Origin of the sequence: Brevibacterium sp. 50QC2O2, assembly GCF_024580675.1 — a bacterium.
GTDB classification, from domain to species: domain Bacteria; phylum Actinomycetota; class Actinomycetes; order Actinomycetales; family Brevibacteriaceae; genus Brevibacterium; species Brevibacterium moorei.
Genome location: NZ_JANIJZ010000012.1, coordinates 108,915 through 119,303, shown reverse-complemented (window position 1 = coordinate 119,303; position 10,389 = coordinate 108,915). Strand labels below are relative to the sequence as shown.

9 protein-coding genes are annotated in these 10,389 nt (G+C 67.1%); 6 read left to right on the top strand and 3 right to left on the bottom strand.

All coding sequences use genetic code 11. From position 1 onward, the window contains the following. On the top strand, nt 1–180 hold a 180-nt coding region (locus NQ038_RS11045), incomplete at its 5' end, for a septal ring lytic transglycosylase RlpA family protein (protein ID WP_257062578.1). A 125-nt stretch (nt 181–305) separates the two neighbouring features. Here NQ038_RS11045 and NQ038_RS11040 read toward each other — a convergent pair. Continuing rightward, a complete protein-coding gene (locus tag NQ038_RS11040) occupies nt 306–1,079 on the bottom strand; it encodes a class I SAM-dependent methyltransferase (RefSeq protein WP_257046378.1) in 774 nt (257 codons plus the stop codon). After that, nucleotides 1,061–2,149, bottom strand: coding sequence for an endonuclease/exonuclease/phosphatase family protein (locus NQ038_RS11035; RefSeq protein ID WP_257046379.1), 1,089 nt, complete (start codon nt 2,147–2,149; stop codon nt 1,061–1,063). The genes NQ038_RS11040 and NQ038_RS11035 overlap by 19 nt, the downstream gene beginning before the upstream one ends. A 61-nt stretch (nt 2,150–2,210) precedes the next feature. On the opposite strand from NQ038_RS11035, the gene NQ038_RS11030 reads away from it, so the two are divergent. Continuing rightward, a complete protein-coding gene (locus tag NQ038_RS11030; protein ID WP_257056854.1) occupies nt 2,211–3,476 on the top strand; it encodes an aminotransferase class I/II-fold pyridoxal phosphate-dependent enzyme in 1,266 nt (421 codons plus the stop codon). Nucleotides 3,477–3,568: 92 nt separating this feature from the next. Further along, nucleotides 3,569–4,369, top strand: coding sequence for a L,D-transpeptidase family protein (locus NQ038_RS11025; RefSeq protein ID WP_257062577.1), 801 nt, complete (start codon nt 3,569–3,571; stop codon nt 4,367–4,369). Nucleotides 4,370–4,372: 3 nt separating this feature from the next. Here NQ038_RS11025 and NQ038_RS11020 read toward each other — a convergent pair whose 3' ends face one another. Then, nucleotides 4,373–5,302 (bottom strand): heme o synthase, encoded by a 930-nt coding sequence (locus NQ038_RS11020; protein ID WP_257046642.1) that lies wholly within the window; start codon nt 5,300–5,302, stop codon nt 4,373–4,375. A gap of 260 nt (nt 5,303–5,562) precedes the next feature. Here NQ038_RS11020 and tkt point away from each other — a divergent pair, with 260 nt between their 5' ends. From tkt to NQ038_RS11005, 3 genes are read left to right on the top strand one after another with little or no spacing between them, the layout of a single operon-like run. Then, nucleotides 5,563–7,644: a transketolase gene (gene tkt / locus NQ038_RS11015; RefSeq protein ID WP_257046382.1), complete on the top strand. Its 2,082-nt coding sequence runs from the start codon at nt 5,563–5,565 to the stop codon at nt 7,642–7,644. Further along, nucleotides 7,641–8,738: a transaldolase gene (gene tal / locus NQ038_RS11010; RefSeq protein WP_257046383.1), complete on the top strand. Its 1,098-nt coding sequence runs from the start codon at nt 7,641–7,643 to the stop codon at nt 8,736–8,738. Before tkt ends, tal begins: the two co-directional genes overlap by 4 nt. Before the next feature lie 34 nt (nt 8,739–8,772). Continuing rightward, nucleotides 8,773–10,368 (top strand): glucose-6-phosphate isomerase, encoded by a 1,596-nt coding sequence (locus tag NQ038_RS11005; protein WP_306427934.1) that lies wholly within the window; start codon nt 8,773–8,775, stop codon nt 10,366–10,368. The last annotated feature ends 21 nt before the right edge of the window (nt 10,369–10,389 follow it).

The following is a 10,389-nucleotide window of genomic DNA, read 5'->3' as shown; positions in this document are numbered from 1 at the left end:
GTGAAGGTGACGAACAAGAAGAACGGCAAGTCCGTGACCGTGCGCATCAACGACCGCGGACCGTTCGTCAAGAGCCGTTGTCTGGATTTGTCCAAGGGTGCGATGAAGAAGCTCAAGGGCACCAAGGCCGGAGTCATCAAGGTCAAGTACAAGGTCGTCAAGGCCAAGAAGAAGAAATAGCCCCGCAAGCCGTCGAGGCTGTTTCGGAGCAGGTTCGGCGCACCGGTCATAGAGCGCCGATAATATACATTATGTTAAGTAGATTTCCGTGGGGAGGGCCGAGGCCCTCCCCACGATTTCGTCTCTCAACACCTGGGTGCGATATAGACCAGGCACATGTACGGCAGCTCGAACCGCCCATTTTCCGTGCGCGCGGCCAGGAACTCGGGATCCTCGCATGCTTCCCCCATCAGGTACTGGCGGATATTGTCCTCCACCCGGGCGCGCGTCGCCTCGTTCGAGCGCAGCCAGTAAGTCCTGGTCCGTGCCAGCCCGATCACCTCCGCAACACCCACGGGGGTCGTAAAGGAAACCGTATGCGCCCGTACCGGTCCGAACTCACCCGGCAGCTCCGGGCGCCACGCCGGCCGATAGACATCGCCGGCATGCATGATCCGGCTCAACCGGTGGACCCAGGACACCCGCACGTCGAGTTGATTGTTCACAATGGCCAGATGCCCGCCCATCCCGGTGATCCGGGCTATCTCGACTCCTGCCGCCGGCTGGGCGAACCAGTGCCAGGACTGGGCTGCAATGGTGAGTGATATTGTAGCATCTTCGACTGGGACGGCCTCGGCGGTGCCGACGCGCGTACGGCACGGATTGCGCTCCAACAGCTGCTCGTCGGGATCCACTGCGAGCACCGACCAGGGAGTATCCGCCAGGGCCACATCGAGTGCCGCACCGAGCTTCCCGGTGCCTGCGCCCAGGTCGCAGACGGGCCCTGCGGCCAGGCCGCACAGCGCAGTGACCACTTCATGCGGATACCCCGGACGCACCCGGTCGTAGAGCTCGGCCTGTCCCCCGAACGTGGTTCCATAGTCCGACCGTTGTCCGTTCCTCAGTTTCGGCCCGTGCATGTGGCCACCTCCTGTGTGCCGCCGACTCGGCGCGACACCGCGTAGTCGAAATCCGTTCCCCTATGATCACTGCCCGGTATGTCGAACAGCTCGCCTGCACGCGGACACAGTCGGGCCGGATCGTAGATCTGATGGTCGATGCGCGCGCCCAGGAATCGTGGTGCAAAGCTCGGCCAGCTGCCCGGGCCTCCCGCGCCCAGAGTCCCAGCGGCGTCGTGGCACATGGTGCGCGGCCCCAGCTGGCGCCAGACGGCATTGAAGTCCCCCGCCACCAGGCTGTCGGCACGGCACTGCTCGGCAGCCGTAGACACGGTGTTCTCCCAGGCTCGTTGATACGGCGATCTGGCCATGGGAGATGCCGTGTGCACCCCGATCAGCCGCAGCGGGCTCTCCTGCAGCGTCACCGTCGCTCCGACCGCAGCATAGGGCAGGCTCTCGTGCACTGGCCGCGGGGACAGGTCGGAGCGGATCACGAGAACCGTATCGGCGCCCATTTCGGGCGCGGTGACGAAAACCCGGTAATCCTCCGCCAGGCCGCGCCGGGCCAGTTCGCCGCGCACCGTTTCGGCCGAGGCCTCGGCCAGGAACACCGCGTCCGCCTCGGGCAGCCGGGAGAACACCGCATCGGTCCAAGCGGAGTTGTCGATGAGCACATTGGCCTGCACGATGCGCAGTGAACCGGAAAAGCCGGCCTTCCCCTGATCCAGGCGCCCCACGGCACCGGGTCCCGTCCCGGGCACGGGCACTGCGGCCAGCACCGCCGGCAGGACGAGGCCCAGGGCGCTCAGCGCGCACACGGAGCGCCAGGGCCCGCCGCGGCCTCGGCGATACAGGACGACCCAGGTCGCGCCGGCCAGCCCGGCGCCGGCCAAGCAGAGCGAGATACCCACCCACGGCAGGGCCGTGAGGTAGACCAGACCTGTGAAGCCGCGGATTGCGGCGATCCGCCCGCCGAACAGGCTCAGGCAGCCAAGCGCCACGACACAGACGACGGCGAGCACGGGAAGGCACCGCTGCACTCCCCCGCGACCGGAGACGGAAGACGAACCGGTCGAGCGCGAGGAAGTCATGCAGATTAGGATATCCAGTGGTGGCTATCAGCCCCACCTCGGTCACAACAGAAGGATCAGAATGTCCACTCAGGCGGAACAGGAAACCCGGCTCGCACAGGCCCGTGAAGCTTATGAGGAGTTCGCCGCCCGCGGCCTGAACCTCGACATCACCCGCGGCAAGCCCGCCCCCGCCCAGCTCGACCTGTCAGCGGATATGCTCGTCAACGTTACGAGTGCGGACTTCCACACGGCCGACGGCACGGATGCCCGCAACTACGGCGGCTTCGACGGCCTGCCCGAACTCCGTTCCATCTTCGCCGAACTGCTGCAGGTTCCGGCACCCCAGTTGCTCGCCCAGGGGAACTCCTCGCTGACCCTCATGCAACAGGCGCTGCAGTTCGCACTGTTGTTCGGACTGCCGGACTCCCCCGCGCCGTGGGCCGGGGCCAAGCGCTCCTTCCTGTGCCCCGTGCCCGGCTACGACAGGCACTTCGGGCTCACCGAGTCCCTGGGCTTCGACCTCATTCCGATCCCCTGCGACGACGAGGGCCCCGACCTGGCGGCCGTGCGCGAGCACGTCGCCGATCCCTCGGTCAAGGGAATCTGGCTGGTCCCCCTGTACGCGAACCCCTCAGGAGTGTCCATCAGCACCGAACGCACGCGGGACCTCATGTCACTGGCGACCGCCGCGCCGGACTTCACGGTCATGTGGGACAACGCCTACGGGATCCACCATCTGGGGACCGAACACGATGAGCCACTGGACGTGCTCGACATCGCGGCCCGCGCAGGGCATCCGAACCGGGTGCTGACATTCGCCTCCACCTCCAAGGTCACCTTCGCGGGAGCGGGAGTCGCCTTCTTCGGAGCCTCTCCCGCAATCGTCGACTGGTTCAAATCCCATGCGGAACCCGGGTCCATCGGCCCCGACAAGATCAACCAGCTGCGCCACGCGCGGTTCTTCAAAACAGCCGACGGAGTACGCGCCCATATGGCACGCCACGCCGCCATCGCAGGGCCCAAGTTCGCCGCGGTGGACAGAGCACTGCGCGAGGGCCTGGGCGAGTCGAGCGCCGCGCAGTGGTCGGTCCCGCGCGGCGGCTACTTCATCACGTTGACGGTCTATCCCGGAACCGCCTCACAGGTGGTCAAACTCGCCGCCGAGGCCGGGGTGAAGCTGACTCCCGCGGGCTCGACCCATCCGCACGGCTTCGATCCCGAGGACCGCTACATCCGCATCGCGCCGACCATGCCGACGTTGGCCGAGGTCGAGTTGGCCGCCCAGGGCCTGGCCGCGTGCATCGAGGTCGCCGAGCTCGAGGCCAGGATCGCACAGGGGGCCTGAGTCCGGCCCGGTCGGGGGATGCGAGATAACGGTGTGGTGCTGTCGTGTGTCGCAGCACCCCCGACTGGGAAACCTCTGCTAGAAATATCCGTGTGAGCACAAAGAACAGAGCACTGGCGATGGGCCTGGCACTGCTGGTCGGTTTGAGCACCGTTCCGGTCAGTGCATTCGCCTCCCCCATCCGACCCGCTGCGGCGGAGTCGGCCGCCCGGCCTGCGGCGGCCGGGACCCTGAGTTCGGTCCCGACGACGGCCGAGAAAAGCACGCAGGTCAAAGCGGGCGAAGAGCAGTCCGCTGCGCAGAAGACAACGAAGCAGGCGAAGCGCCCCAACCTGGCCTACGGCTCGAAGGGCAGACACGTCAAGGCGGCGGGTCTACGCCTGCGCTCCCTCGGATATTTCCTACCCAAGGTGAGCTCTCGCTACGACCAGAACATGCGTCAGGCCGTCTGGGCCCTGCAGAAGGCCGCGGGAATCAAGCGCACGGGCAAGCTGAACCAGAAGACCTGGAAGAAGCTGGACCAGGGTGTGCGGCCCACGGCCAAATCGAAGAAGGGCCGCTATATCGAGGTATCGCTGAAGCGGCAGCTGCTCTACGTCGTCAAGGACGGCAAAGTGGTGCGGACCATCAACGCCTCCACCGGCCGGTCCGGTTGGCGCACACCCAAGGGCAAGTACAAGGTGTACAGGCAGATCAATGGGGTACGCCACGCGCGACTGGGCAAACTGTATCGGCCCAAGTACTTCAACGGCGGGATCGCGGTCCACGGCGAATGGTGGTCGGTGCCGGCCCAGCCGGCATCACACGGCTGTGTGCGCGTGAGCAACCCTGCAATGGACTGGATCTGGAAGTCCGGATCCACGCCGAAGAAGACGAAGGTCTGGGTGTACTGACCGCTAGGCGAAGGGATTGAGCAGCGGATCGATTGCGACTGCCAGGAACAGCAGCGACAGGTACGTGATCGATCCGTGGAACAACCGCATGGCCTTCAGACCGGTTCCGGTCGCGCCGTGCTTGGCCCTGTTCACCAGGCCATAGGCCTCCCACAGGAACCAGGCGCCGGCACCCAGGGACGCGACGATGTAGACCGGGCCCATGTGCCCGACGGGGATCAGCGCCAGCGAGGCCGCAATCATGGCCCAGCTGTACCAGACGATCTGCCGACCGACATTTGCCGGCGGCACCTTGCTGGGCAGCATGGGGACGCCGGCTGCATCGTAGTCGGCCTTGTACTTCATGGCCAGGGGCCAATAGTGCGGCGGCGTCCAGAAGAAGACGACCAGGAACAACAGGACCGGTTCCCACGCCAGTTGTTCGGTCACCGCAGCCCAGCCGATGAGCACCGGCATGCATCCGGCGGCCCCACCCCACACGATGTTCTGCGTGGTATGGCGCTTGAGCAGGATCGTGTAGAAGACCACATAGAGCAGAATCGCGGCGGCGGTCAGACCGGCGGCGAGCCAGTTGGTGAAACCGCCCATCCAGAAGATCGACCCGATGCCCAGCACGAAGGCGAACACGAAGGCCCCCGTCAGGGACACCTCACCGGTGACCAGCGGGCGGTTCTCCGTCCGGTGCATCTTCGCATCGATATCGCGGTCGATGATGCAGTTGAACACACTGGCCGAAGCGGCGGCAGCGGCGCCGCCGATCATCGTCGTGAGCACCAGCCACAGATTGGGCAGACCCCGTTCTGCCAAGAACATCACCGGGGCGGTGGTGACTAGCAGCAACTCGATCACGCGTGGCTTGGTCAGGGCGATATAGGCGCCCACCTTGCCCCGCGGGCGTCCCGCCCGCTTGCGTTCGTCGATGGTGCGCTGCAGTGGCGCTTCGTCCGTTCCCCTGCGCTGATCAGCAGTCACGTGTGCGGGTCACTTCCTTAGGCGTTGTGAACATGAGAGATGCCTTCACGGTCCATGGGCACTATCCGAGCAATTCTACTCCGCGTAGACGTCACCTCCACTTAGCCGAGCCTATCGGCGGCGTCGCACCCGATCAGACCGCCCGCGGCGGCCCGCGCCGCGGCACCGTCGGATAAACTTGGTCCGGAACGAAAGCCGAATCTAAGGGGATCCGAAACCACATGAGCGCTCTTGATTGGTCCGCACTGGACCGGCAGGCAGTCGACACCGCACGTCTACTGGCCGCAGACGCCGTCCAGAAGGCGGGCAATGGCCACCCGGGCACGGCGATGAGCCTGGCGCCCGTCGCCTATTACCTCTACCAGAAGGCCATGAACGTCGACCCCGCCGATCCGAACTGGATCGGCCGCGACCGTTTCGTGCTCTCGGCAGGACACTCGTCGCTGACCCAGTACGTGCAGCTCTACCTGGCGGGTTTCGGCGTTGAGCTCGACGATCTCAAGGCCCTGCGCACCTGGGGCTCTCTGACCCCTGGCCACCCGGAGGTCGGGCACACCCCCGGCGTTGAGATCACCACCGGGCCGTTGGGCTCCGGCATCGCCTCGGCCGTGGGCATGGCGATGGCGGCCCGCCGCGAACGCGGTCTGTTCGACCCCGCCGCACCGGCCGGCCAGTCCCCCTTCGACCACGATATCTACGTGCTCGCCGGTGATGGCTGCCTACAGGAGGGCGTTTCCGGTGAGGCCTCGAGCCTCGCCGGCACCCAGCGTCTGGGCAACCTCATCCTGATCTGGGACGACAACCGGATCTCGATCGAGGACGATACCTCGATCGCCTTCACCGAGGACGTGGAGGCCCGCTACGCGGCCTACGGCTGGCACGTCCAGCATGTCGACTTCGTGAACAACGGCCACTACTCCGAGGACATCGAGGCCTTCGACGCGGCCATCCGGGCCGCCCGCGCCGACGACCGTCCCTCCTTCATCCGGCTCTCGACGATTATCGCGTGGCCGGCGCCCACGAAGCAGAACTCCGGGGCCGCCCACGGTGCGGCGCTGGGTGACGAGGAGATCCGTGCGACGAAGGAGATTCTGGGCTTCGACCCGGAGCAGACCTTCGAGGTCGCCCCCGCAGTGCTCGAACACTCCCGGCAGGTCCTCGACCGCGGGGCCGCGGCCCACGCCGCTTGGAACGAGCGCTTCGACGCATGGCGCGAGGAGAACCCGGACCGCGCGGAGCTCTTCGACCGCCTGCTGGCGGGACGCCTGCCCGCGGGGATCGACGGGGCGCTTCCCGTGTTCGACTCCGCAGACAAGCCGATGGCGACCCGCGCCGCGTCGGGCAAGGTCCTCAACGCGCTGGCACCGCTGATGCCGGAGTTGTGGGGCGGTTCGGCCGACCTGGCCGGTTCGAACAACACCTTCATCAACGGTGAGGCGTCCTTCCTGCCCGAGGACCGCGGTTCCAAGGCGTTCCCCGGCAATGTCTACGGTCGCAATCTGCACTTCGGCGTGCGCGAATTCGCCGCCGGCCTGATCTGCAACGGCATCGCCCTGCACGGACCGACCCGGCCCTACAACGCGACTTTCCTGGTGTTCTCGGACTACCAGCGCGCAGCCGTGCGCTTGGCCGCGCTCCAGCAGGTGCCCAATGTGTTCGTCTGGACCCATGACTCGATCGGGGTGGGCGAGGATGGGCCCACCCACCAGCCGATCGAGCACCTGAGCTCGCTGCGTGCGATTCCGAACGTCGACGTGGTCCGTCCCGCCGACGCCAACGAAACCGCCGTCGCCTGGCGCACGGTGCTCGATCGCACGGATGGCCCGACCGGGATGGTCCTCTCGCGCCAGGCCCTGCCGATCCTCGACCGCGCCACCCTGGCACCGGCCGAATTGACCTCCAAGGGCGCCTATATCCTCAAGGACACCGACGGTACCCCCGACGTCATCCTGCTGGCCTCCGGCTCGGAGGTGGAGATCGCCCTGACCGCAGCGGAGACGCTGACCGGCAGCGGGGTCGCCGCCCGCGTCGTCTCCGTGCCGTGCATGGAGTGGTTCGACCGGCAGGACGCCGACTACCGCGCTTCGGTGCTGCCGTCCGCGGTCCGCGCCAGGGTCAGCATCGAGGCCGGCGGTGCCATGAGCTGGTACCGCTACCTGGGCACCGAGGGCCGGGCCGTGTCGCTCGAACACTTCGGAGCATCGGCCGATGCCAAGACGCTCTACCGCGAGTTCGGGCTGACGGCCCAGGCCGTTGTGGCCGCAGCGGAGGAATCCATGGCCGCAGTCAAGGAGCTGGTATGAGCGCACTGCAGGAACTGTCCACCGCCGGGGTCTCCATCTGGCTCGACGACCTCTCGCGCAGCCGTCTCTCCAGCGGGGAGCTGGCCCGGGCCGTGGACGAACAGTCGATTGTCGGGGTGACGACGAATCCCACCATCTTCGCAGGTGCTCTGGCGGATTCGGACGCCTACGCCGAACAGGTGGGCCGGCTGGCCGCCTCAGACGCTTCCCTCGAGGATGCGATCGATGCGCTCACGTGCGCCGACGTCGCAGCAGCCTGTGATGTGCTGCGGCCTGTCTACGATGCCACAGCCGGCCAGGACGGCCGTGTGTCGATCGAGGTCCCGCCCGGCCTGGCCCGGGACACCGAGGGCACCATCGCCTACGCCAAGAAGCTGTGGAAGATCATCGACCGGCCCAATGCGATGATCAAGATCCCCGCGACGCAGGAGGGCCTGACGGCCATCACCCAGGTCGTCGCGGCGGGCATCAGCGTCAATGTCACGCTGATCTTCGCACTCGGCCGCTACCGGCGCGTCGTCGAGGCCTACATCAATGGTCTGGAACGGGCCAAAGAGGCCGGTTTCGACATTTCGCAGATCCATTCCGTCGCCTCGATCTTCGTATCCCGCGTGGATACGGAGGTCGACGGCCGGCTGGAGGCCATCGGCACGCCCGAGGCACTCGAACTGCGGGGCCGGGCCGGCCTGGCCAACTGCCGGCTGGCCCACCGCATCGCCGTCGAGCAGTTCTCCTCCGAGCGCTTCCACGTCCTGGCCGCCGCCGGTGCGAACCAGCAGCGGCCCCTGTGGGCATCGACAGGGGTGAAGAACCCCGCCTATCCCGACACCATGTACGTCAGTGAGCTCGTCGCCGCCGGAACGGTGAATACGATGCCGGAGAAGACTCTGCTGGCCTTCGCGGATCACGGCGAGGTCCACGGCGACACGGTCTCTGGCGGATACGCCCAGGCCGATGCGGACCTCGATGCCCTGGCCGGAGTCGGTGTCGACTATGCGGAGGTGATGGACAAACTCGAGGCCGAGGGTCTGGAGAAGTTCGACGCGAGCTGGGACGAACTCGTCGCAGGTGTCTCGCAGCAGCTGGGACGTTGAACCGACCGGCGCACGATTCCGCTATGACACGTCCATGAAAGGTGAGACCATGGTCATCCATGCAGCACAGGGCTATACCTTCTCCCAGCCGGAGCACGACGCGGTCGGACCGCATCTGCGGCGGCTCATCGCGGCGCGCGCGGCTTCGCGCCTGAGAGCACAGGACGCCGGCCTGTGGGGTCCGGACGCCAGCGCCGAGGCCGCGCAGCGCCTGGGCTGGGTCGACCTGGCCGTCCGGGCCCAGTCCGTGGTGGCCAGGGCCCGGACGGTCCGTGCGGAACTGCGCGAGGCCGGGGTCCAGCGCATCGTGTTGTGCGGAATGGGCGGTTCCTCCCTGGCCCCGGAGCTCATCTGCGCCACGGCGGGAGTGGAGTTGACAGTGCTCGACTCCACCGCTCCCGACCAGGTCCTCACCGCACTCGGCGACCGGGTCGCATCGACTGCGTACGTCATCGCATCGAAGTCCGGCGGAACCGTGGAGACCGACACCCACCGGCGCATCGCGGTGTCCCTGTTGGAGGCGGCGGGGGTCGACCCTGCCGGCCGCATCATCGCGATCACCGATCCGGACTCGCCACTGCACCGGTTGGCCCTCGACCAGGGCTACCGGGTGTTCCTGGCCGATCCGCGGGTCGGTGGTCGGTTCTCGGCTCTCAGTGCCTTCGGCCTGGTGCCGAGTGTCCTGGCCGGCGCCGAGGTGCGCGGGTTGCTCGCAGCGGCGAACGATGTGGCAGCGCAGCTGGGCGAGGACTCGGTGGAGAACCCCGCACTGTGGATCGCCGCGACCCTGGCCGCCTCCCATGCGGCGGGCGCTGAGAAGCTACTCGTCCTCGACGATCCGGGAACTCCCGGTTTCGGCGCCTGGCTCGAGCAACTCATCGCGGAGTCCACCGGAAAACTCGGCCGCGGCGTGCTACCGCTGTCGACGACCGCAGAACAGGCGGTCAGACTGCGTACAGCGGGGCCGGACTTCGCCACGCCCTATGCCGTGTACGATGCCGCCACGGAGGGCTCCACCCCGCGCAGCGCCCTCTACGCCATCGCCGGGTCCGGGGAGCTGGGAGCCCAGTTCCTCATCTGGGAGTACGCCACAGCCCTTCTGGGAATCTGTTTGGACCTCGACCCCTTCGATCAGCCGGATGTCGAATCGGCCAAGGCCGCCACCCGTGCGCTGCTGGGCGAGGGCGTGGCGGCGCTGCCCACTCCCCCATCCGCCACACGGGAGTCGCTCGCGGCCTTCACCGCGGAACTCGGTGCCCATGACTATGTGGCCATCCAGGCCTTCGTCGATCGGTTGGCCGACCCCGCCGGCTTCGAGGAGTTGCGGACCCGGCTGGAGCGCGCCACCGGGGTCCCCGTGACTCTGGGGTTCGGTCCCCGCTACCTGCACTCGACCGGCCAGTACCACAAGGGCGGTCACCCCAACGGGCACTTCCTGTCCATCACTGCCGGTTCCACAGCAGATCTGGCGGTGCCGGGACGGGATTTCACCCTGTCCCAGTTGATCGCCGCGCAGGCCGCCGGCGATGCCCAGGTGTTGCAAGGTCTGGGCCGGTCCGTGCTGCGGATCCACTTGACCGAATTGTCCACCGGGCTGGCAGAGCTGGTCGACCTGGTGGGGGCTCTGTAGAACCCGGCCACGGGACCTGCG

Excerpts from the sequence above, each read along its gene's own strand:
- NQ038_RS11030 (WP_257056854.1), top strand. The coding sequence starts at position 2,211 with ATGTCCACTCAGGCGGAACAGGAAACCCGGCTCGCACAGGCCCGTGAA.
- NQ038_RS11040 (WP_257046378.1), bottom strand. The coding sequence starts at position 1,079 with ATGCACGGGCCGAAACTGAGGAACGGACAACGGTCGGACTATGGAACC.
- tkt (WP_257046382.1), top strand. The coding sequence starts at position 5,563 with ATGAGCGCTCTTGATTGGTCCGCACTGGACCGGCAGGCAGTCGACACC.
- tal (WP_257046383.1), top strand. The coding sequence starts at position 7,641 with ATGAGCGCACTGCAGGAACTGTCCACCGCCGGGGTCTCCATCTGGCTC.
- NQ038_RS11005 (WP_306427934.1), top strand. The coding sequence starts at position 8,773 with ATGAAAGGTGAGACCATGGTCATCCATGCAGCACAGGGCTATACCTTC.
- NQ038_RS11035 (WP_257046379.1), bottom strand. The coding sequence starts at position 2,149 with ATGACTTCCTCGCGCTCGACCGGTTCGTCTTCCGTCTCCGGTCGCGGG.